This window comes from Flavobacterium sp. YJ01, from assembly GCF_029320955.1.
Lineage (GTDB): Bacteria > Bacteroidota > Bacteroidia > Flavobacteriales > Flavobacteriaceae > Flavobacterium.
The window spans coordinates 3,869,018-3,892,836 of sequence record NZ_CP119757.1; the positions used below are offsets into that span (position 1 = coordinate 3,869,018).

Here is a 23,819-nt window from a genome sequence, read left to right on the forward strand (position 1 = left end):
TTTATATGTAAAAGTTTAAACTGAAGCAAAAGTAAAGGTTATTTTGCGGGAAGACAAATCATTTTTTGCTTTAGTTTGCTTCAATTGTTAAATTTTTTACTCTTTTTTTTGGAGAAATGAGAAAAATAAATCAGGTTGAGGCTTTTTTAGATAAAAATGATTTTGTTTTAAAATAAAATAAGCCCTTATAAAAAGGGCTTATTCTTTAATTTGTAAAAGTGACTGTGTTTTAATTCGTATCACTTTCGCTATAAAAATTGTTTTCTTCGTCTTCTGAGCCAATATCTTCTTGTTCATCATCTAATTCAGAACCTGGAACATCGAGGTCGTTTCCGATCTTATCGCTGTTTTGTTTCCATTCATGATTGTTCTGGTTGATGATACGTTCGCCTGAAATTTCTTCAGGATTGATATCTTCTAGTTTATTGTCTTGGTTGTAAATATCTTCGTTTGCTGGATAATCCATGTTTTCAAGATTTCTTTCAATTTGGTCATCCTTGATTTGATCTAATTTTTCTTCTGCATTTATCATGATTTCTATAATTTTAATTGTAAAAATGTTTTCATTTTGATTTATTAAAATTACGAAACATCATATTGTGTTACGTTACACTTTGTTGGTCTGATCTTGTAGTTTTTACATTTGATTTTAAACAAGAAATTGATTTTCGAAATATAACATCAGAAATCGAAAATTAAATATTAAGAAAACATTAGCTAATTTTCAATTGACAAATTTTCTAATTACTAAAATTTCCCTGAAATTAAACTATCTTTGCCGACTGAAAAAAGAAACAAATGAAGTTCGATTTATTACAAAAAGATCCGCAATCTAAAGCAAGAGCGGGAAGTATAACTACTGATCACGGCGTAATTGAAACGCCAATTTTTATGCCGGTTGGAACGGTTGCTTCTGTAAAAGGAGTGCATCAGCGTGAGCTTAAAGAAGAGATTAATCCAGATATTATTCTTGGAAATACTTACCATTTATATTTACGTCCGCAGACAGAAATTCTTGAAAAAGCTGGAGGATTGCATAAATTCATGAATTGGGATCGTAATATTTTGACTGATTCAGGAGGATACCAAGTTTACTCTCTTTCTTCAAACAGAAAAATTAAAGAAGAAGGTGTAAAGTTTAAATCTCATATCGATGGTTCTTACCACTTTTTCACGCCAGAAAATGTAATGGAAATTCAGCGTACCATTGGAGCTGATATTATTATGGCTTTTGATGAATGTACGCCTTATCCTTGTGATTATAGATATGCACAGCGTTCTATGCATATGACACATCGTTGGTTGGATCGTTGTATTAATCATTTAGAAAAAGTTCCTTATAAATATGGTTATGAACAAACGTTTTTTCCGATTGTTCAAGGAAGTACTTATAAAGATTTACGTCGTCAGTCGGCTGAGTATATAGCAAATGCTGGACAGCAAGGAAATGCAATTGGTGGACTTTCTGTTGGAGAACCAGCTGAAGAAATGTACGCAATGACAGAAGTTGTTTGCGAAATTCTTCCAGAAGATAAACCTCGTTATTTAATGGGTGTTGGAACTCCAATTAATATTTTAGAAAATATTGCGTTAGGAATTGATATGTTCGACTGCGTTATGCCAACTCGTAATGCAAGAAACGGAATGTTGTTTACCGCAAACGGAACTATCAATATAAAGAATAAAAAGTGGGAAGCTGATTTTTCTCCTATAGATGAAATGGCACATACTTTTGTCGATACCGAATATTCTAAAGCATATTTGCGTCATTTATTTGCGGCTAATGAATATTTAGGAAAACAAATCGCGACAATTCATAATCTTGGATTTTATATGTGGTTGGTTCGTGAAGCAAGAAAACATATCTTAGCCGGAGATTTTAGACCATGGAAAGAAATGATGGTTAAAAATATGAGTCAAAGACTATAAAAGGGTTTCAAGTTTTTTTAGTTTCAAGTTTCAAGTTGCTCGGCGTAACCTGAAACTTGAAACTTGAAACGTGAAACTTTTAAATCTTGAAACAAAAAAACTTTATGCTTTCAATAATAGATAAATACATCTTAAAAAGATATCTCGGAACTTTTTCTGTGATGTTGCTTTTGTTTGCGCCGATCGGAATCGTTATTGATGTTTCTGAAAAAGTAAATAAAATGTTGGAAAACAAGATTCCGTTTGGAGATATTGCGTTCTATTATTACAATTTTACTATTTACTTTATCAATTCGCTTTTTCCGATCTTTTTGTTTTTATCAGTAATTTGGTTTACTTCGAAACTGGCTAACAATACAGAGATTATTGCAATTTTGAGTTCAGGAATTTCATATACTAGATTCCTGCGTCCTTATATTATTGGAGCAACAATTGTTTCGCTTTTTGTATTGTTAATGGGATTTTTTATTGTTCCTGCGGCAAGTGAAGGGTATAATAATTTTCGATATACCTATTTAAAAGGAAACGGAAAGGAACTCATGCGAGGCGAGAATACCAATGTTTACAGGCAAATTAATGATAATGATTTTATCTTCGTAAATAGTTTTAACGAAGAATCCAAGACCGCTTTCAATTTTTCATTAGAGCATTTTGAGAAGGAGAAAATGACCTATAAAATCACTGCAAGCCGCATTAAATGGGATCCTAAGAAAAAAGTTTATGTTTTATATGATTACACAAAGAGAACTCTTGGCGAATTAAATGATGTAATAGAAAAAGTTCCAGAAAAAAATGTAGCTTTTAAATTTGAATTGGCCGATTTGACGCCAGTAGTTTATATCGCCGAAACTTTGACTTTAGGAAAATTAATTGATTTTATTGAAAAAGAAAGAAAAAGAGGTTCAGGAAATATCAACACTTACTTAGTTGTTCTTTACAAAAAATATAGTGTGCCAGTTTCAGCATTTATTTTAACTATAATTGCCGTTGCAGTTTCTTCTATGAAACGACGCGGAGGAATGGGAATGAACTTGGCAATTGGTATTGCAATTGCTTTCTCATTTGTATTTTTTGATAAAATATTTGGTACCCTTGCCGAAAAATCTACCTTTTCACCTTTATTAGCTGTTTGGTTTCCGAACATTGTTTTCGGAATTTTAGCAGTTTACCTACTACGTAATGCGAAACGATAATTTAAAAAGTTATTTAAATCTTCATTTAATTGTTTTTATCTGGGGTTTTACAGCCATTTTGGGCGCTCTGATCACTATTGATGCCGATAATTTGGTTTGGTATAGAATGTTGATAGCCATGGTTTTTCTTGGTGGATTTATTGCTTTTAAAAAACAATCTTTCAAGGTTCCGGTAAAAGAATTTTTCAAGCTAATTTTTGTCGGATTATTGATTGCGCTCCACTGGATTTTCTTTTTTAAAGCTATCCATGTTTCCAACGTTTCAATAACACTTTCCATTTTTTCTCTCGGAGCTTTTTTTGCTTCATTATTAGAGCCGTTATTTTACGGAAGAAAAGTGCTTTGGTACGAAGTTTTCTTCGGACTTATAATTATAGCTGGTTTAGGATTAATTCTACAGGTTGAAATAAAATACTTAACAGGAGTTTATTACGCCTTGGCGGCCATTATTTTAGGAGTTTTATTTACTTTAATGAATGGGAAATTAATTTCAGATCATGAACCTTCTGTTATTACATTTTATGAATTTGGAGCAGGAGTTTTTTTTATAACCATTTATTTTTTGTTTCAAGGAAAATTTACGGCAGATTTCTTCCAGATGTCATTAAATAATTGGATTTTGTTATTGATTTTAGCCTCAATTTGTACGGCGTATGCGTTTACTGCTTCGGTAAAAGTTATGCAGCGATTAACGCCATATACAGTAATGTTAACCACTAATTTAGAGCCTGTTTACGGAATCGTTCTGGCGTATTTTATCTTAGGCGGAAAAGAGAAAATGAGCGTCGAATTTTATATAGGAGCAGTCATAATTATTATCACAGTTATTCTAAATGGTGTTTTTAAACATTATCAGAATAAGAAAGAGAACTTGTAATAGTTTCCTTATTTTTATTTTACATTATTCTATTTTAAGAACAAATAATTTATACCAATGATATAATATTTTTATATTTGCGGTTCGATTTACAAACAAAATTCAAAAATCCATGGAATATTTAGATTTTGAGCTTCCCATTAAAGAACTTGAAGAACAGTTAGAAAAGTGTGTTGTTATTGGGAAAGAATCTGATGTTGATGTAACCCCAACCTGCAAGGAAATCAACAAAAAATTAGTTGAAACAAAAAAAGAAATATACAAAAATCTTACAGCTTGGCAGAGAGTACAATTGTCAAGACATCCAAATAGACCTTATACTTTAGATTATATCAAAGCAATTTGCGGTGATACTTTTTTAGAACTTCATGGAGACAGAGGTTTTAAAGATGATAAAGCGATGGTGGGTGGTCTTGGTAAAATAAACGGTCAATCGTTTATGATTATTGGTCAGCAAAAAGGTTTCAATACAAAAACACGTCAGTACCGTAATTTTGGTATGGCTAATCCAGAAGGATACCGTAAAGCTTTGCGTTTGATGAAAATGGCAGAGAAATTCGGAATTCCAGTTTTAACCTTAGTAGACACTCCAGGTGCATATCCAGGACTTGAAGCAGAAGAAAGAGGACAAGGAGAAGCAATTGCTAGAAATATTTTCGAAATGGTTCGTCTGCAAGTGCCAATTATCACTATCATTGTAGGTGAAGGTGCTTCGGGAGGAGCTTTAGGAATTGGTGTTGGAGACAAAGTTTATATGTTAGAAAATACTTGGTATTCTGTAATTTCTCCAGAATCTTGTTCTTCTATTTTATGGAAAAGCTGGGAATATAAAGAGCGTGCAGCAGAAGCTTTAAAATTGACTTCTTCTGATATGAAAAAACAAAAATTAGTTGATGATGTTATTCCAGAACCACTAGGTGGAGCGCACTATGACAGAGAAACTACTTTTAAAACAGTAGCAGAATACATCACTAAAGGATATAATGAATTGAAAGACTTATCAACAGCCGACTTAATTGCCCAGAGAATGGACAAATACAGTAATATGGGTGAGTATAAGGAGTAAATTCATAAAAAACAACTTACAATCCGAAGCCTTACCGTTTCGGATTTTTTTTTGGTTATGAACAAAAAAATATATTTATAAACAATTATTAGTTATAACTCGATAGCATATTTTTTTTAAATTTTGCTACTTTCGCTTTATGGAAAATTTCAAAAACTTTAGCCCTGTAAAGGTCGACAAAACCACAATTATCAATTTAGAAAAAGGAAAATTGCCACCACAAGCTCTTGATTTGGAGGAAGCTGTGCTTGGTGCAATGATGATTGATAAAAAAGGGGTAGATGATGTAATTGATATTTTGCAACCCGATGCTTTTTACAAAGACGCACACAAACATATTTTTGAAGCGATTTTGCAACTTTTCACCGAAACTCAGCCAATTGATATCTTAACAGTTTCGACTCAGTTAAAGAAAAACGGAAAGTTAGATTTAGCAGGAGGTGATTTTTACTTAATTCAGCTTACGCAGAAAATTGCTTCTTCGGCGCATATCGAATTTCACTCGAGAATCATTCTTCAAAAATTTATTCAAAGAAGTTTGATCCGCATTTCTTCAGAAATTATTGAAGCATCATATGATGAAAGTGCAGACGTTTTTGATTTATTAGATCAAGCCGAATCTAAATTATACGAAGTAACACAAGGAAATATCAAGCGTAGCTCTGAAACCGCTCAAAGTTTAGTTTTACAAGCAAAAAAGAAAATTGAAGAGATTTCTAAAAAAGAGGGATTAAGTGGTGTAGAAACTGGTTTTCATAATCTGGATAAGCTGACTTCTGGATGGCAGCCAAGTGATTTGATTATTATTGCGGCAAGACCAGCGATGGGAAAGACAGCATTTGTACTTTCTATGGCAAGAAATATTGCAATCCAATATGGTCATGGAGTAGCCTTATTCTCTCTAGAGATGGCATCAGTTCAGTTAATTACAAGGCTTATTTCTTCTGAAACGGGATTGTCATCAGAAAAATTACGTACAGGTAAATTAGAGGCTCATGAATGGACAATGTTGAGTACTAAAGTAAAAGATTTAGAGAAAGCACCTTTATTTATTGATGATACACCTTCACTTTCTATATTCGATTTAAGAGCAAAATGCCGTCGTTTAGCGTCGCAGCACGGTATTAAAATTATTATTATCGATTATTTGCAGTTAATGACTGCGGGAGGAAACGGAAAAGGTGGAGGAAATCGTGAGCAGGAAATCTCAACCATTTCCCGAAACTTAAAAGCTTTGGCAAAAGAGCTTAACGTACCAGTTATTGCACTTTCTCAGTTATCGCGTGCTGTAGAAACGCGTGGTTCTAGTAAACGTCCTTTACTATCGGATCTTCGTGAATCTGGAGCAATTGAGCAGGATGCCGATATCGTTTCGTTTTTATACCGACCAGAATATTACAAAATTGAGGAATGGGATGATGAAGAAGCTTCGCCAACTGCTGGTCAGGCCGAAATTATGATCGCAAAACACCGTAATGGTGGTATTGAAAACATTCGTTTGAAATTTTTGGGACACTTAGGAAAATTTGATAACCTTGACGAATTTTCGGGGAGCTATGATGATTTGCCTTCAAAAATGAATCATGATGATAATCCGTTTATAACTAATAATCTGCCATCAGCAAATGAAGCTTTTGGAAGCAATCTTAATGATGACGATGACGACAGCGATGTTCCATTTTAATAAATTATAAAAGCCTTATTTTTAAGGCTTTTTTTTTGTTTGAAAGTTAATTCTTTAATAAAAATGACTAGTTTAGCGTAACCAAATTTTGAACCGACGAATTTTTAAATTATTAACCAATAACAAATTAAATTATGAGTGAAAAATTAGATTTAGGAAGTGTTGAAATCCCGTTGTCAGAAGGTATTGTGTGGGCAGACAAATACCGCAAATCCATTCAAACTGAAGAAGGAAGAAAAAAACAAGTTGATGGTTATTTAATTCCTTTAGAATCTTTAAAATTAGTTATGGATCAGGATATTCAAGCTGTTCGTGCTTACAAAGGAATTAATAAAGCTGGAGAACAAACTTTAATACTTGTTGGAGCAAAATGGGACGCTGAAAAACAAATCTATGTTGACGTGTTCAAAGAAGAAAAAGGAGATGGTGTTGAAGGTGGCGTGCCATTGGTTTATGACGGTACTCGTCCAGTTCCACCTTATGGAGATCCAGAAAGTCCTTTAAATCCATAAGAATGTCTGATTTTTTGATATATTCAGGTTATTTAATTTTATTAATTAACCTGATTTTCTATTCATTTAGCTTTTTTAAAAAGAAAAATGTTAATGGTTTTTTTGTATGTTATCTTGCATTTTCTGCATTAATGCAATATTCAATGGAGATAATGTATCACTTGCATACGAGTAATTTATTTTTGTCGAATGTATTTATTATTGGTCAGCTCATCTTATTAGGGTTGTTTTATAATTCGCTATTTACATTAAAAAGCCAAAAAAGATTTGTCGCAATTAGTCTTAGTGCCGCATTGCTTGTATTGGCGATGCAATTTATGATGGATTGGAGCCAATTTTTACGTTTTAATCTGTTTGCGATTGCATTGACATCATTGCTGATTGTGGTTTATGCGCTAATTCATTTCTACAATATGCTAACCGAAAGTAAAAGCTATTATTACGCAAGTATCGGGGTGGTATTTTACTTGTTGGCAAGTACAGTGCTTTATTTTATTGGTAATTTAACTCATAATTTGAGTAATGAATTTAAATTTTTGAGTTGGGAACTTAATGCTTTTTTAATTATCATTTATTATTTTTTCATTTTGTATGAATGGAAAAAGAGTTTCTCAAAATAAACCGAATACTTAGAATTATTTCACAAACATATGGATGTACATTCATTACCAGAAAAAGAAATTGTTGCAATTATTTTGTACACTTCACTTTTTTTAATGATTTTGTCGGTAGTCTTAATTGTGTTCTTTTATTTTTCTAGAAAGAAAATTATTCAGAAAGAATTAGAAAAGAAAGATTTAATATTACAATATCAAAAAGAACAATTGCATGCCATTATTTTTACGCAAGAAGAAGAACGTAAAAGAATTGCACAAGATCTGCATGACGATATTAGTTCGAAATTAAATATCGTTTCTCTAAACAGTCATTTGCTTACTGCTCCAAATCTTACTGAAGCAGAAACGGCAGAAATAACAGAGAACATAATCAGTTTAACAACAAAAGCATTAGATAATTCTAGAAAAATAGCGCATAATTTGTTGCCTCCAGTTTTTGAGAAATTTGGATTAAACGCGGGAATAGAAGAGCTTTGCGAAGAATTTGAAACCAGTAAATCGGTTAAAACGCATTATAAAAATGATATCGATTTTGATGAGAAAGATATCGACAGACATTTGCATGTTTTTAGAATTTTGCAAGAGCTGATGAATAACTCTCTTAGACACGGAAAAGCAACAGAAGTTTGGATTTCTTTTACTGAAAAAGATGGCGTAAATACATGTAATTATGAAGACAATGGAATTGGTTTTGATAGCGCGAATGCAGAGAACCAGAAAGGTCTTGGAATGAAAAATATTGACAGCCGTATATCGTTTTTGGAGGGAACTATCAAAATTACTTCAGAAATTGATAATGGAATTGCGGTTAATTTTACCTTTTAATTGAGGTCAAGTGATTTTTAACAAGTGTTTAGTCAATAAAATAAGCTGATCCGGTATTTTGTAATCCATAATTTCGTAAATTCGGCAGACCAAAACAAACGACCAAAATCAAATAAGATGAATCCCGCTATTAAAATTGCTCTAGTCGATGATGAAATTTTGTTTCGAAAAGGAATCTCTTTTTTACTGCAAAGAGAAGAAAATATAGATGTTCTCTTCGAATCTTCAAATGGTGAAGAACTTATTACTCAGCTTAGTAATAATGAAATAAAACCCGATATAATAATTATGGATTTGAAGATGCCTGTTTTAAATGGTGTCGAGGCCACAAAAATTATTAGAAAATCATTTCCAGAGATAAAGATTATTGCATTGACAAGTTATGATACGAAGTCATTTGTAGCCAATATGATTCAGGTTGGCGCTGTAGCGTATCTTATAAAAAATACTACTCCAAAAGATTTGGTGCTTACTATCAATGAAGTTGCTGCTAAAGGTTTTTATTATAACGATAATGTTCTAAAAACAATTCAGGAAACCATAGTTTCTCCAAAAAACTCAAGAGGCGGATTAGAAACTAACTTTCTTTCGCCTAGAGAAATTGAAATTCTTCAATTAATCTGCCAGCAGAAAACAACTGCTGAAATTGCAGAACAGCTTTTTTTAAGTCCTAGAACTATTGAAGGGCACAGAAATAATCTTCTGCTTAAAACAGAATCACGCAATATTGCTGGTTTAGTTGTCTATGCCATTCAAAATGAACTAGCCGATTTAACAATCTAATTTTTTTATGCTGTCAAAAATTGAATTGACAATACATAATAAACTATAATTGTTAATACTAAAACGCATAAACCTATTTTCTGAATTAAATTCATACCCTTATCTTGATTGTTACTATCATTAAACTTCATGGTGGTTGTTTTTTTACATTGATTAGTTTGATGACCTGGGATAGCAAATTTATATAGAATATTTAATGGCACTATAGGTGTTTTTACCTGTTTTTTCAAGTATTGTAAATCAGGTATTTACCCCTGTTTTTATATTTAACATTCTATTATGCCAGAAAAGATTCCTGCAATTCTTTTTTTAGATTCTTCCTTTATATCTTTACTAAAATATTTTTTCGGATGAATAAGAGTTTATTCTACATTTTTATACTTTTAATTACATTTAATGTTCGTGCATCGTTTATTTTACTTCCGATGGACGAAACAACACAACAGAACCACCTAAAAGCATATGGTATAACTTATTGGTGTTTAAGTCGTGATTATAAAGCGAGCTGGCTTTTAAATTATAGAGGAGGTTCTTTCTTGCTTCCTGATGCTGAAGAAATTAGAAAAGAATGTAAGATACGAGGTGTTAGTTTTGAGGTTATTTCTGATAGCGAACAAGCCGAAATTCTAAATGAAATTTCAAGCCCTTCGCAGAATATGGAATCGGTAATTTTAGAAAAAGCTCCTAAAATTGCTGTTTATACACCAAAAGGAAAACAGCCTTGGGACGATGCTGTAACTTTGGTTTTAACTTATGCTGAAATTCCATTTACCCCAATTTACGATGAAGAAGTTTTAAGCGACCAGTTACTTATGTACGATTGGCTGCATTTGCATCATGAAGATTTTACAGGACAATACGGAAAATTCTATGCAGCGTATAAAAATACACCTTGGTACATTGATCAAAAAAGAGATTCAGAAGCATTGGCTTCAAAATTGGGATATGCTAAAGTTTCTCAAGAAAAAGGAGCTGTAGCAAAAAAAATTAGAGATTTTGTAGTTGGCGGCGGTTTTATGTTTGCAATGTGTTCTGCGACAGATAGCTTTGATATAGCGCTTTCTGCTGATGGTGTTGACATCTGCGAAACAATGTTTGATGGAGATCCTAGTGAATCTAATTATCAGTCAAAATTGAATTTTAATAACTCTTTTGCATTTAAAAACTTTACATTAGAAAGAAGGCCAGAAGTCTATGAATTTTCTGATATCGATATGACGACTAAAAGACGTGTCGCGATGGAAAAAGATTATTTTACATTAATGGAATTTTCTGCAAAATGGGATCCAATTCCAAGTATGCTTTGCCAAAATCATACGCAATTGGTAAAAGGTTTTATGGGACAAACTACGTCATTTGATACGGCACTGATAAAATCTAATGTTCTGATTATGGGATCTTGCGAATTAAATGGTGAATCACGATATATTCATGGAGAAAAAGGAAAAGGAATGTTTACTTTTTTTGGAGGACATGATCCTGAAGATTTTCAGCACCAAGTTGGAGATCCGCCAACTGTTTTAGATTTACATCCAAATTCACCAGGTTATCGATTGATTTTGAATAATGTTTTATTTCCAGCAGCTAGAAAAAAGAAGCTTAAAACTTAGATTAATTTAAAGAGAATTCGAACCAGATTGGAATATGGTCTGAGATTTTTCGAGCTTCCTGAAGTGAATCAAAATCTTCGTAAAATTTAAGTACGCCAGAATTATGAACTTTTAGATTAGAAATTTTGTAAAATATATTGTCAAATTCAGATGCAAGACAAATATTGTTTTTGCATTTTTGTTTTAAAGTAGTTTTTTGATTTTTCAAAACAGGTGCAAAACCCATTTTTTTAAGCGGATTAAAAACAGTATGTTTTTCAGGACAATTAAAATCTCCTAAAAAAATTAAGTTTAAATCTGGATATTCAGCAGGGAAAAACTTAAAATATTTGATTTCAGTTTCAGGTTGTTTGCTTTTCGTAATAGCATGAAAATTGACCAGTGTAATACTCTTTTTATTGATCTCAAAGGTTGCCAAATAAGGCTCTCGATCAATTTCTAAATTGTATTTTTTTTCCAGCCAAGGTTTGTTTTTTAATTTGACTTTACTTGTTTTCCAAATAAAGGCGTAGCGTTCAGTCTTGTAACTGCTGCTTGTAGTAGGATCGCTAATTTTGTAATCCCAGTTAAAACCTTTTTCATTTAATATTTGCGCAAGTTTAGCAACAGATTGAGCTCCGCCGTCACCAGCGACAACTTCTTGTATTGCAATTATATCATAATCCGAGGATTTTTTAGCAATATAATCTAAAGTAGCGGCAGATTTCGATTTACCAAAATTTTGCAAATTCCAAGATAAAACTTTGGTTTGTGCAAAAGATAAAAATGTAATTAATAGAAAAAGAATGCTTAGAACGTTTTTCATGCAATATTTTAAAAAAATCAAATATAGGCAATTTTCGTTCCAGCAATTTCAGTATAAATAGAATTAATTAATGCTTTTTATATCTGTTTTTTAAGGCAGTTCCGATAATTATAATTTGTAAAACTAATAGTGCTGGAATAAAAATTATTTTCCAATCTATCTCAAGCCAGCCCGTTTTTTCTGATACAAAAGCAAAACTGATAGATAAAAAAAGACAAAGAAGCATTGTTTTCATAATTATTTTATTTTGGGTTGTGTTAATTTTCGACAAAAACATTGCCGTTTTAGTTTTTGGTCTCATTAGTAGGTTAATAGATTTGATCAAAATTAAAATTATTGAATGGCAATTCCTTACGGAAACCCGTAAGGAATGTTATTATACTAGTCCAAAATCTTTCGCAATGGCAATTAAATGGACATTATTATTGGCCTTGAAATATATTTTTAACTTATTAATTCTTTTTTCGATACTGCTTGTTCCGTTTGGGGTAATTGATAAATTTTTGAATTCTTTTGAAATGCTTTCTAAAATATATCCTTGCGACAAAAGTTTCAAGATTGAAATGTCATAAGATTCTATTTCAATTAAAGTTTTATCATTAAATGAAAAAGATAAATCTGAAGAAAGTATTTTTTCTTCATTATTAAATGTTGATTCAATTGCATTCTTTAATTCTGTAATGCTATTTCTTCCTTTAGAAACATATGCATTAATACCCAAATCATTAAATAGAGATTTAATGCGGTAACTTTTATCTTCGATAGAAAAAACAATCTTTTTTAAATCAGGTTGCACTTTGTTTACAGCCTCAATAAGCTCATCTCCACATGTAAGATTAGCTTTTCTATGATCTTGTTTGAATGATAAATCTGTAATTAATAAATCGTAAGGCTCATTTTCGAGTGCTGCTTTCTTTATTTTGAGCAAACCTTCGTCGCAGTATTTTACATGGTGTATTACTGGAACTTTTAAGTCTTCTAGTACTTGTACCACTGCAATACTTATACTGTCTAAATCTTCTGCAACTAAAACTTTCTTAAACATATTATTGTCTTATAATGGGAATGTGAAACTTATTTTAAAACCACTCTCTTGATTTGATTCAAAATTAAGAGTTCCTTTAATTGTTTTAATACGGTTTTCCACATTTTGTAGTCTTTTTTTTAAATTGATAGATTCTTCCTTGATTTCTGTGCTGTTGCCAATGTAGATTATCTGAATATTTTTTTGATCTTTTTTAAAACTAATACTTACTAAAGAGGCATTATTGTTCTTTTTAACGTTTTCAAACAATTCTTGAATGATTCTAAAAACTGTAATTTTTTTAATTCTATCTATTTTTGACCACGAAATGCTGTTTATACCATTTATAATGATGTTTAAATTACTATTCGCATAATCAGAAATCATTTCTTTTAAGCCCGGTAAATAATTTTCATCGGTTAGGATAACACTATTTTCTTTAGAAATCTTTCGAGTTTTGACATAAATATGATCTAAACCATTTAATATTTCTTCTTTGTTTCCTGATGTTTCGATGTCGGAATTTTGAATTTTAGAAAACAATTTAAAAACCTCATTGGTTAATTCGGTATGGAGTTTTTGAGAAATTCGCAATTCACTCCTAAAAGCAACATGATTTTTTTCTCTTTTTCCTTTTGCAGTGATATGAAAAACTATAAAAACTAAACCAAAAACGCTTAGAAATATGATAAAGTATAATATGTAACTCCTGCTTTTTTGTCTTTCTAATTGTAATTCATTTTCAGCTTTTTGCTTTTTGAGTTCTAAATTTTCGTCTCTGTCTTTTTTGAAATTGTATCTTATATTAGCAAATTGATTCTTTTCTATTAATTTTGTTTTAGCAATACTATCTGTAAATTTGATGTAAAGATTACAGTATTTTTTTAGATCATTTCCGGTGCTTGTTTGTATTAAGCACAGCATGGCGTATCTTTTTTGGCTATAAGTATTTACATCACAGGCAAGTTTATATGCTGTTTCTGCGTATTTTTTAGCTAAGCGTGGATTTTTGTCATAATAATAGTCAGAGAGATTGGAATAACTGTCGGGTAATTTTTGTCGATCATTTGTTTCAAGTCTAATTTTTAACGCTTCGTTGAAATAATCTATAGTTTTTGGATCACGCAATTCAAAACTAGAAATACCGATATTGCTTATCATTATACCATAATCCATTAATTCAAAACTTTCTAAAGTTTTTGCTTTCTTTTTATCGCCATAATAGCCACTGGTTGTTATCTTTTTATAAATTTCAATCGCTTTTTTGTGTTTCCCCTGATGCATATAAACATTCGCTATATTAGCCAATGCATTTGCTTCTCTTCTTGGGCTTGCGTTTAGTGCGTATGCTTTTTTTGCATAAATTAAAGCGTTATCATAATCTTTTGTTGCTAAATAATTGTCTGCGAATATTTTATAAGTCTCCCAAGCAAATCTTGGTTTTTTTAAATATTTTAGGTGAGGTAATATTTTTGTAGCTGTGATTTCGCTTTTAAGATAATTACCTTCAAATTGTTGAATAAGTGCGATTGAAACTAATGCATCGACATAATCGATTCTGTTTTTTTCTGGATCAGAAAGCTGTATTATTTTTTGGTAGTTTTTATAAGCTTTTCCATATTCATTTTTATCAAAATCAGCATCTGCGATGGCTGTTAACCTTTTTATTTCGGCTGTATTATCAATTTTTATGGCACTTTTTTCCTTCTTCTTTTCACAAGATGTGATAAAAAGGAGTATAGAAAGAAGTGAAATTTTAATAATAAGTGAAATTTTCATTTGATTTTACATCGGTAGTTTAATAAAAACTTTGAAACTGTTGTCTAAAGAGTGAATATCTATTTGTCCGTTGACTGATTTAATTCGATTTTCTATATTTTGTAAGCCTTTTTTTAAAGGTGTATTGCTATTTTTTATCCCATTTCCATTATCAATATAAACAAGATCTAAATTTTTATGTTGAGATTTTAGAGTGATACTCACCAAATTTGCAGTATTATGAGTTTTCATATTCAGCAAAAGTTCCTGTAAAATTCTAAATAGAACTATTTTTTTATTCTTATTTATAGTATCCCAAGAAATATTATCAAAACCATTAAGTAAAATATTTACATCGCGTGTTTGGTATTCTGAAATCATCTCTTTTAAAGAAGAAAGATATTTTTCATCTGTCAAAATTTTGCTGTTTTCTTTAGAAATATTTCTTGTCTTTGTATAGATCTCATTAAGGTTTGAAATCAATTTTTCTTTATTATCTGCATTTTCCAAATCATTATTTTTTGCAAAAAGAAAAGTTTGATAAACATTTTTTGAAAGTTCCTCTTGTAGTTTATTTGAAATTCGAATTTCACTTTTAAAAATAATCTCGTTTTTCTCTCTTTTAACTTTTAAGCGGATATGAAAAATCAGAAAAAACAACGCAAATAAGCTGACAAAAATGACGATATACAAAATTTTACTTCTGTTTTTATGTCTTGCTAATTGTAATTCGTTTTCTGCTTTTTCTTTTTTTAGATGTAGATTTTCTTCTTTATCTTTTTGCGAATCATATATTTTAGTCGCAAATTGATTTTTTGCTTTTCTCTTACTTATAATTATGCTGTCGGTAAGTTTGATGTAAAGATTTATATATTTTTTTAAGTTTTTGTCTTCTTCCGCTTCTATTAATTCTGCTAGAGCATTTAATTCGTATGACTTTGCTTTGCTTGCCGCAAAATATCCTTTCTGTGCATAAAACTTTTTGAGTTTAGGATTGTTGTATTTTTTATAGTACAAATAAAGGGAATGATAATTACCGACAACAAAAGATTCATCATTCGCCTTCAGATTTATATTTAAGCTTTTAGTGAGATTATCTAAAGCTTCTTTGGGTTTGTCAGTTCTCAGGTAGCAAAGTCCTAGATCGTATAATACAAATGCGTGTTGATACTCAGTGTTTAAAGAATCGGTTTTGTCTTCTGTTTTTTTCTTCGCTAGCTCTTCTAGCAGATTTATTGCCTTTGAGTATTTTTTTTGTTGCAGATAAATAAACGCGATATCGCATTTTATTTGTGCTTTTCTAAATTGAGAGATAGCCGTTTCTAATGCCTTTTGATGATATATTAAAGCATTGTCATAATCGTACATGCCATAATAATTATCAGCTATTAACTTGTAAATCATCTGAGAAAATCGAGGTCTCGAAGTGTATTTTAAATACGGAAGTGCTTTCGAAACAATACTTTCACTTGTGTAATAATCTTCGATTCTATTATAAATATTTGCTTTCTGTCTTAAAATATAAACGTATTGATTGGCATAATCTTTTTTAGGAACACAAAGCGAAAGTGCCTTGTTAAAACAAAAAACAGCACTATCGTCCTGAAAAGAATTGCTTAATTTTTCGCCTTTTTTTACCCATTGATATATTTCAGCCGTGTTTTCTGTCTTTTTAGAATAGACCTGTTTTTTCTTTTCGCAAGAGGCGATAAGAAAAAGTAAAGTCATTAAAAGGAACAAAATTTTGGTTAAAGGGGAAATTTTCATTTGGGATTTTGAAAAGTAATTCTGTGATTATATAGGAAGTTTGATAAATACTTTAAATCCTTCATTTGGATTAGAAGTAATATCTATCGATCCTTTTATTTTATGAATTCGATGTTCTACATTATAAAGACCATTTTTAAATATAATTTTTTCGGTATTAATACCTTTTCCGTTATCAGTATAATTAACTAAAATGTTTTTTTCGGTTTGTTTAAAACTAATTCCAACCACTGAAGCTTCGCTGTATTTGCGCATGTTAACTAGCAGTTCTTGTAAAACTCTGTAAATAGTAATCTTTTTATGTTTATTTACTTTGTCCCACGAAATGCTGTCAAGTCCGTTTAAAATTAAATTAATGTTTAGTGTACTGAAACCAGAAATCATTTCTTTTAAAGAAGGAATATAATTTTGATCTGTTATAATTGTACAGCTTTCTTTCGAAATATCTCTAGTTCGAGAGTAAATTGCATCCAAATTATTTAATAATTGTTCTTTGTTTTCGGTAATTGACAAATTTCTGTTTTCAGCAAAAGCCATTGTGTGATAAATGTCGTTCGCTAATTCGTCGTGCAATTTTTTAGAAATTCTAGTTTCGCTATTATACTCAGCTTCTATTTTTTCTCGGTTTGCTTTAGAAGTCAAATAATAATATAAAATTAAAATCAAGCATAGACTAATAACAATAATAATGTAAGAAATGATATTTCTGTTTTTTTGTCTTTCAAGTTTTAATTCATTCTCGGCTTTATAAGTTTTTAATCTTAGATTTTCCTCTTTTTCTCGTTTAGAATCGTATTTTATTCTAGCGAATTGATTTTTAGCTTTTTGAGTAATTTCAAATGTACTATCAATCAAGTTGATGTAAATATCGGAGTTCGTTTTAAGTTCGGTGCCAGAACTATTTTTAATTATCATTTTTAAAGTAGATAATCGTCCTTCAGTATGATTTATTTTGTTGAATTCTTTATAACTCAAAATCATATATTTTTTTGCAAGAGAAGGATTTTTGAGTTCATGCAATTCTGCAAGATGAATATAACTTTCTCCCATTCCAAAAGGACTTTTTAGTTTTTTTCTAACCTCTAGACCTCTCGTCATATAATCCAAAGCGATTTCGTAGTTATCCATATGTTGATAACACCTTCCAATGTTATCCAATAAAGCACCATAAAATTCTTGATCCTTAATAACTTCTTCTTTATTTTCTAACGGAAGTAATAGATTTAGCGCTTCTGTAAATTTTTTACTTTGAATTAATGTAACAGCAATATTATTTTTTGAAGCTAATTTTTTCCATGGTTTTACATTTAATTTCAATGCTTTTTGATGGTATAAAAGAGCATTTTTATAATCAAATGTATTTGAGTAATTAAGTCCTAATGTAGTATATAGATTCCAACTATGCAGTTGGTTTTTGACCAATTTGGTGTAGGGAAGTGCTTTGGTAATCGTGGCTTCACTTCCGGCATAATCTCCATGCGTTTCTTGGATAATAGCCATTTGGTTTAGAGAACTTATATAATTTTCAGCATCTTTTGAAGGCGAACATATAGTTGTAGCTTCATTATAGTAGTAAAAAGCACTGTCAAATTTATTTTTATAGAATAAAGTATCTGCAATAGCTATGAGTCTAGTAATTTCAGTTTTGTTGGTAGTCTTTATTTCTGAAATATTTTTCTTCTTCTGACAAGAGAAAAGTACTAAAAATGTGACTAGTAGGTAAAAGGAAAATGGTATTCTTTTTGGTATCATGCGCCAAAAATAAATATTTCCAGAAATCTCAAAAGAGTATAAATACGGTATTTTCAATTATTTTTAAAACAAGATTTTTTTGGTTCTCATTTATAGATAAATACAAAAAGCCCTTTGTAAATAAGGGCTTTAGAGTATTATGAAGTTGTAAAATTTATCCTTATAAAATTATACGGCTCTCAATCCGGTTGTTATTGCAAGTCTATTCCAAGAGTTAATTGTAATAATAGCAAGAATGATTTCAGCAAGATATTTTTCGTCAAATAACTGTGCTGCATTTTGATAAACTTCATCAGAAACATGATTTCCAATTAAGGTAACTTGTTCGGTCAAAGCTAATATTGCTTTTTCTTCTTCAGTATATACATCAGCTTCTCGCCACGCGCTTATTAAGTAGATTCTTTGTTCAGAAATACCATGTTTTCTGGCATCTGCAGTATGCATATTGATGCAAAATGCACAACCATTAATTTGTGAAGCGCGGATTTTGATCAATTCTTTATGAACAGGAGTTAATGAAGTGGTAGAAATATATTTTTCTAAATTCATTAAAGCTTGATATGCTTCTGGGGCAACATTCGGGATAACAATTCTTGATTTCATTTTTATGTGTTTTAAAAGTTCATTACAAAGGTCAGTAATCAATACTTCTAAAAACTTGAACTACTTCAAGAAATACAAATTAGACTTTTCCGGCTCTTATTTTGCTCATAAATTCTGCAGAAAAATCCAAATAAGAGGCAAGCATATATTGCGGAACACGTTGTACAAAGTCGGGCTGTTGGTTTTTAAAATGGTTGTATCGTTCTTCAGCCGACATTGTAAACAAAAACTTAATTCTCATTTGAGCAGCGCCAAATGCTTTTTGAGCAACAATTCTAAAATATTTTTCTAGACTTGGAATTTGAATTAATATGGATTCTAAAACCGATTTTTCTATAGCAATTACCTCAGTTGTCTCGACGGCTTGAATATAGAAATGAGAAGGAGTATGGTTGTGATAACTTAAATAATCGGTTATCCACCAATTTTCTACACCAAATTGAAGAGTTTGTTCTGTTCCTCTCGAATTAATAATGTATTGCCGCATGCATCCTTTTATGATAAAATACATTGTATTGCAGACTTGACCTTCTTGTAAAACATGATCTTTCTTTTTTATTTGTGAAGTGCTTAAGCAAGATTCCAACAAATCAATTTCTGAAGGTTCAAGATGAATGAATTTTTGAATATGATTAAGAATTTCGTTATGCATAAGAAAGTTTTGTTTCTGTAAATTTACTTTAATTATTTAATTGAAACTATAAGAGGTTATGATATCATTCTTATAAAAAATAAAAAACCATCTCGTTTGAACGAGATGGTTTCTTTATAATAAGTAAGTAATATTAAATTGAGTTTATAAAACGTTTATTTTACTTTATTAAGAATAGCTTTGAAAGCTTCTGGGTGGTTCATAGCTAAATCTGCAAGAACTTTACGGTTCAATTCGATTCCGTTAGCTTTAACTTTCCCCATGAATTGAGAATAAGACATTCCTTCTAATCTAGCTCCAGCGTTAATACGTTGAATCCATAATGAACGGAAATTTCTTTTGTTTTGTTTTCTATCGCGGTAAGCGTAGCTCATCGCTTTCTCTACTGCATTCTTAGCAACTGTCCAAACGTTTTTACGTCTTCCAAAGAAACCTTTGGCTTGCTTCATTATTTTTTTTCTTCTTGCTCTTTTAGCAACTGAATTTACCGATCTTGGCATAATTTTAATGTGTTTTTGTAGCAGGCGTCCTGAATTGAATCAAAGGAACTTCAAAGCCATACTCCAAGGTTATATAAATAATTTTTTAACCTAAAGAAAATCCTTAGTCTAATGTCTTAAAGTCTAATGTCTAAAGCCAGATACTGACTTTTAAACTTTATGACTTTCTAACTTTTGACTTATAATTAGATAATTCTTAATTGTTGTTTGATGCTTTTCATATCTGTTTTGTGAACTAGCGCTGAGTGTGTCAAAGCTAATTTACGTTTTTTAGATTTTTTAGTCAAGATGTGACTTTTAAAAGCATGCTTTCTTTTAATCTTTCCAGAGCCAGTAACTTTAAAACGTTTCTTAGCGCTAGATTTTGTTTTCATTTTAGGCATTTTTCCTAGTGTTTTAATTTATTCTTACTTACTTATATCTTTAGTCTAAAAGTTAAAAAGTCAAAAGTCAAAAGTCAGTATTTGACTTTCGACTTTAAGACTTTAAGCTTTCGACTTATTTCTTTTTCTTCGGAGCAATGAACATAATCATTCTCTTTCCTTCCAAAACAGGCATAGCCTCAACTTTACCATGTTCTTCTAAATCTTGAGCAAGACGCAACAATAAAATCTGACCTTGATCTTTATAAATGATAGAACGACCTTTAAAGAATACGAAAGCTTTTAATTTAGCTCCCTCTTTTAAGAATTTTTCAGCATTCTTTCTTTTAAATTCGTAATCATGCTCGTCAGTCTGAGGACCAAATCTAATTTCTTTTACAACAACTTGAGAAGATTTAGCTTTTAATGCTTTATCTCTTTTCTTTTGTTCATAAACAAATTTCTTGTAATCCATAATTTTACAAACTGGCGGCTCAGCATTTGGCGAAATTTCAACCAAATCCAATTCAAATTGATCTGCCAATCGTAAAGCATCAGCAAGCTTAAAAACACCTGGTTCGATGTTTTCACCTACTAATCTTACTTCTTGTACGCCACGAATATTATTGTTTATTCTGTGTGCATCTTTTTTTTCTACTCGAGGTTGAAAACCTCTGTTGCTTCTTATTGCTATGACTTTCTAATTTAAGTTAAACTGTAAATACTTTTAATGTCTTTTTTATTTCTTCGTCTACAATCGAAGCAAATTCTTCGATAGAAACGGTAATGTTACCTTTTCCTTCTTGTCCGTGGCGACGAATAGAAATTGTGTTGTTTTTTTCTTCTTCTTCGCCTACAATCAGCATAAATGGGATTTTTTGCATTTCTGCATCTCTAATTTTCTTGCCGATTGTTTCGTTTCGATTGTCAATTAGGGCGCGAATTTCGTGATTTTCTAGCAAATCTAAAACTTTTTTAGCATAATTTTCGTATTTCTCGCTCAAAGACAAGATAATAGCCTGTTCAGGCATTAGCCAAAGTGGGAAATTTCCTGCTGTGTGCTCTAGTAAAATTGCTATAAAACGTTCCATAGATCCAAAAGGAGCTCTGTGAATCATTACAGGACGATGTAATTCATTATCAGCGCCTTTGTAAGTCAAATCAAAACGTTCTGGTAAGTTGTAATCTACCTGAATTGTTCCTAATTGCCATTGTCTTCCTAAAGCGTCTTTTACCATGAAATCTAGTTTCGGACCGTAGAACGCGGCTTCACCATATTCTACAACAGTATTAAGACCTTTGTCTTTTGCTGCGTTGATGATAGCATTTTCAGCTTTCTCCCAGTTTTCATCTGTTCCAATATATTTTTCTCTGTCTTCTTGATCCCTTAAAGAAATTTGAGCAGTAAAGTTTTCAAAACCTAATGAACCAAATACGTATAATACAAGATCAATTACTTTTTTGAATTCTTCGTCTAACTGTTCTGGAGTACAGAAAATGTGAGCATCATCCTGAGTAAATCCTCTAACACGAGTTAAACCGTGCAATTCACCAGATTGCTCATATCTATATACAGTACCAAATTCAGCATAACGTTTAGGTAAATCTTTATATGACCAAGGTCTTACATTGTAAATCTCACAGTGATGAGGGCAGTTCATTGGTTTCAATAAAAACTCTTCGCCTTCTGCTGGAGTATGAATTGGCTGAAAACTATCGGCACCGTATTTTGCATAATGACCAGAAGTAACATATAATTCTTTCTGACCAATATGTGGACTTACTACTTGCTCGTAACCTGCTTTCTTTTGAGCTCTCTTTAAGAATTGCTCTAAACGTTCTCTTAATGCTGCGCCTTTTGGTAACCATAAAGGTAAACCTTGACCAACCTTTTGAGAAAAAGCAAACAATTCAAGTTCTTTTCCTAATTTACGGTGATCACGACGTTTTGCCTCTTCAAGAAGTTCAAGATATTCAGTTAAATCTTTTTGTTTAGGGAAAGAAGTTCCGTAAACGCGAGTTAACTGTTTGTTTTTCTCATCACCTCTCCAATAAGCACCAGCAACGCTCATAATTTTTACAGCTTTGATAATTCCAGTATTCGGAATATGTCCTCCACGGCATAAATCAGTAAAAGTAGCGTGATCACAAAAAGTAATCGTTCCGTCCTCAAGGTTAGAAATCAATTCCGTTTTGTAAACATTGTCTTTGTACATTTCCAAAGCTTCTGCTTTAGTTACAGGACGCATTTTGAAATCATACTTTCCTCTTGAAATTTCAAGAATACGATCTTCGATCTTTTTAAAGTCCGCTTCAGATATTTTCTGATCTTCAAAATCCACATCATAATAGAATCCATTAGCAATTGCAGGTCCTAGAGTTAATTTAATTCCAGGGTACAATTCCTCAAGAGCTTGTGCCATTACGTGAGAAGTCGAATGCCAGAAAGCTTTTTTGCCTTCAGCATCATTCCAAGTATATAATATAAGATTACCGTCGGTCGTCAATGGAGTTTCGGTTTCAATAGTTGTACCATTAAAAGATGCTGAAATCACGTTTCTAGCAAAACCTTCGCTAATGTTTTTAGCGACCTCCATTGGAGTTACGCCTGAAGCGAACTCTCTAATTGACCCATCGGGTAAAGTAATCTTGATCATTGTTTATAATTTTGTGAATGCAAATATACATGATTACAAAAATACATACAATATATATATGTATAAGATTGCTTTATTATATGAGTGCTGAAAAGATGTTATATAAATAGGAGTAGTTTCTTATTTGTCCAACCCGACAGATTTTGAAAACCTGTCGGGTTTATTTTTGCACCTAATATATAAGGAAGAAATTAAACCCCAATTTTTCTGTAGAGACGCACCGCAGTGCGTCTCATGCGCAAAGCATTTATGAGCAGAATAGAATCGGGAGCATTTATGATTGGTCTTGGCATTTATAAGGAGCTTTTTCCCGCTATGCGCTCCAATCTTTTTGGGCTAACCCCGCCGCAAAATGGATTTCCTCCCGAAGCTTCGGGACTATCGGGGCTAGTTCGGCTGTTTTCGGAAGAGCCTTTTTGCAAAAAATGAATTTTTTGGGCATAAAGAAAGGACAGAAAAAGCCCCCAAAACCTGAAAAACCCCAAAAAACGGGAATGCGGAAGCGGCAGCAAATAGGGAAAACATAGCCAAACGGAGAAAAGCCTTACGAATGGTGAAAAAAAGCGCATCCGTAAAGAATGCGTTATCAGCGCGTTAAGAAAAAGTTTTAAAAAACATTGAAATTATATAAACAAAAGGCTTGCGAATGTAAATAAAGGTTGTACTTTTGCACCCGCAACAGCGAAAAACGCTCATCGAAATACTGCAGAAGAATAGGAATCGGAAGGGAAGAAATTTTCTGAAAAAAAGATTCGGAAAAGCTTGCAGGAAAAGAAAAAGGTTTTTACATTTGCACCCCGCAAAACAGGGAAAGTTCATTGAAATATCGGAAGGGAAATCGGG

23 protein-coding genes are annotated in these 23,819 nt (G+C 31.5%); 10 read left to right on the plus strand and 13 right to left on the minus strand.

What is annotated here, in order from left to right; translation table 11 throughout:
• Window positions 1-229 precede the first annotated feature (229 nt).
• A complete protein-coding gene (locus tag P0R33_RS17035) occupies window positions 230-532 on the minus strand; it encodes a hypothetical protein (protein ID WP_276172381.1) in 303 nt (100 codons plus the stop codon).
• A gap of 266 nt (window positions 533-798) precedes the next feature.
• On the opposite strand from P0R33_RS17035, the gene tgt reads away from it, so the two are divergent.
• The 10 genes from tgt to P0R33_RS17085 all read left to right on the plus strand — a co-directional run bounded on the left by tgt (window position 799) and on the right by P0R33_RS17085 (window position 11,096).
• Entirely contained in the window at window positions 799-1,929 is a 1,131-nt protein-coding gene (gene tgt, locus P0R33_RS17040; protein ID WP_011921563.1) for a tRNA guanosine(34) transglycosylase Tgt, read from the plus strand.
• Window positions 1,930-2,033: 104 nt separating this feature from the next.
• Complete coding sequence (locus P0R33_RS17045; protein WP_276172382.1) at window positions 2,034-3,122, plus strand: LptF/LptG family permease; 1,089 nt, start codon at window positions 2,034-2,036, stop codon at window positions 3,120-3,122.
• Window positions 3,109-3,999, plus strand: a complete 891-nt coding sequence (locus P0R33_RS17050; RefSeq protein WP_276172383.1) for a DMT family transporter — start codon at window positions 3,109-3,111, stop codon at window positions 3,997-3,999. The genes P0R33_RS17045 and P0R33_RS17050 overlap by 14 nt, the downstream gene beginning before the upstream one ends.
• 112 nt (window positions 4,000-4,111) lie before the next feature.
• On the plus strand, window positions 4,112-5,065 hold the full coding sequence (locus tag P0R33_RS17055) for an acetyl-CoA carboxylase carboxyltransferase subunit alpha (protein WP_276172384.1): 954 nt from the start codon (window positions 4,112-4,114) through the stop codon (window positions 5,063-5,065).
• Between the two features lie 139 nt (window positions 5,066-5,204).
• Complete coding sequence (dnaB, locus tag P0R33_RS17060; protein WP_276172385.1) at window positions 5,205-6,749, plus strand: replicative DNA helicase; 1,545 nt, start codon at window positions 5,205-5,207, stop codon at window positions 6,747-6,749.
• Between the two features lie 134 nt (window positions 6,750-6,883).
• On the plus strand, window positions 6,884-7,261 hold the full coding sequence (locus tag P0R33_RS17065; RefSeq protein WP_276172386.1) for a hypothetical protein: 378 nt from the start codon (window positions 6,884-6,886) through the stop codon (window positions 7,259-7,261).
• 2 nt (window positions 7,262-7,263) lie between these two features.
• Window positions 7,264-7,881 carry a hypothetical protein gene (locus P0R33_RS17070; protein WP_276172387.1) on the plus strand — a complete coding sequence of 206 codons (618 nt, stop codon included), beginning with the start codon at window positions 7,264-7,266 and terminating at the stop codon, window positions 7,879-7,881.
• 30 nt (window positions 7,882-7,911) lie between these two features.
• Window positions 7,912-8,703, plus strand: coding sequence for an ATP-binding protein (locus tag P0R33_RS17075; RefSeq protein ID WP_276172388.1), 792 nt, complete (start codon window positions 7,912-7,914; stop codon window positions 8,701-8,703).
• A gap of 117 nt (window positions 8,704-8,820) precedes the next feature.
• The gene (locus P0R33_RS17080; protein WP_276172389.1) at window positions 8,821-9,486 is read left to right on the plus strand and encodes a response regulator transcription factor; all 666 of its coding nucleotides are present in this window, start codon (window positions 8,821-8,823) and stop codon (window positions 9,484-9,486) included.
• A 350-nt stretch (window positions 9,487-9,836) separates the two neighbouring features.
• A complete protein-coding gene (locus P0R33_RS17085; protein WP_276172390.1) occupies window positions 9,837-11,096 on the plus strand; it encodes an asparagine synthetase B in 1,260 nt (419 codons plus the stop codon).
• 1 nt (window position 11,097) lies between these two features.
• On the opposite strand, the gene P0R33_RS17090 is transcribed toward P0R33_RS17085, so the two are convergent.
• From P0R33_RS17090 to thrS, 12 genes are all read right to left on the minus strand, one after another.
• Window positions 11,098-11,901: an endonuclease/exonuclease/phosphatase family protein gene (locus P0R33_RS17090; protein ID WP_276172391.1), complete on the minus strand. Its 804-nt coding sequence runs from the start codon at window positions 11,899-11,901 to the stop codon at window positions 11,098-11,100.
• A gap of 67 nt (window positions 11,902-11,968) precedes the next feature.
• Entirely contained in the window at window positions 11,969-12,136 is a 168-nt protein-coding gene (locus P0R33_RS17095) for a hypothetical protein (RefSeq protein WP_160782925.1), read from the minus strand.
• A gap of 141 nt (window positions 12,137-12,277) precedes the next feature.
• Entirely contained in the window at window positions 12,278-12,946 is a 669-nt protein-coding gene (locus tag P0R33_RS17100; protein ID WP_276172392.1) for a response regulator, read from the minus strand.
• Window positions 12,947-12,955: 9 nt separating this feature from the next.
• Window positions 12,956-14,704, minus strand: coding sequence for a tetratricopeptide repeat-containing sensor histidine kinase (locus tag P0R33_RS17105; RefSeq protein ID WP_276172393.1), 1,749 nt, complete (start codon window positions 14,702-14,704; stop codon window positions 12,956-12,958).
• Window positions 14,705-14,710: 6 nt separating this feature from the next.
• Window positions 14,711-16,051 carry a tetratricopeptide repeat-containing sensor histidine kinase gene (locus tag P0R33_RS17110; protein WP_276172394.1) on the minus strand — a complete coding sequence of 447 codons (1,341 nt, stop codon included), beginning with the start codon at window positions 16,049-16,051 and terminating at the stop codon, window positions 14,711-14,713.
• Window positions 16,052-16,477: 426 nt separating this feature from the next.
• On the minus strand, window positions 16,478-18,202 hold the full coding sequence (locus tag P0R33_RS17115) for a tetratricopeptide repeat-containing sensor histidine kinase (RefSeq protein ID WP_276172395.1): 1,725 nt from the start codon (window positions 18,200-18,202) through the stop codon (window positions 16,478-16,480).
• Between the two features lie 168 nt (window positions 18,203-18,370).
• A complete protein-coding gene (locus P0R33_RS17120) occupies window positions 18,371-18,805 on the minus strand; it encodes a carboxymuconolactone decarboxylase family protein (RefSeq protein ID WP_276172396.1) in 435 nt (144 codons plus the stop codon).
• A gap of 79 nt (window positions 18,806-18,884) precedes the next feature.
• Entirely contained in the window at window positions 18,885-19,457 is a 573-nt protein-coding gene (locus P0R33_RS17125) for a Crp/Fnr family transcriptional regulator (RefSeq protein ID WP_276172397.1), read from the minus strand.
• Between the two features lie 155 nt (window positions 19,458-19,612).
• Window positions 19,613-19,957 carry a 50S ribosomal protein L20 gene (gene rplT, locus P0R33_RS17130; RefSeq protein WP_008464948.1) on the minus strand — a complete coding sequence of 115 codons (345 nt, stop codon included), beginning with the start codon at window positions 19,955-19,957 and terminating at the stop codon, window positions 19,613-19,615.
• A gap of 185 nt (window positions 19,958-20,142) precedes the next feature.
• Window positions 20,143-20,340, minus strand: coding sequence for a 50S ribosomal protein L35 (rpmI, locus tag P0R33_RS17135; RefSeq protein ID WP_022827375.1), 198 nt, complete (start codon window positions 20,338-20,340; stop codon window positions 20,143-20,145).
• Between the two features lie 115 nt (window positions 20,341-20,455).
• Window positions 20,456-20,953 (minus strand): translation initiation factor IF-3, encoded by a 498-nt coding sequence (infC, locus tag P0R33_RS17140; protein ID WP_223711448.1) that lies wholly within the window; start codon window positions 20,951-20,953, stop codon window positions 20,456-20,458.
• Between the two features lie 76 nt (window positions 20,954-21,029).
• Window positions 21,030-22,976, minus strand: a complete 1,947-nt coding sequence (gene thrS / locus P0R33_RS17145) for a threonine--tRNA ligase (protein ID WP_276172398.1) — start codon at window positions 22,974-22,976, stop codon at window positions 21,030-21,032.
• Window positions 22,977-23,819: the final 843 nt, after the last annotated feature.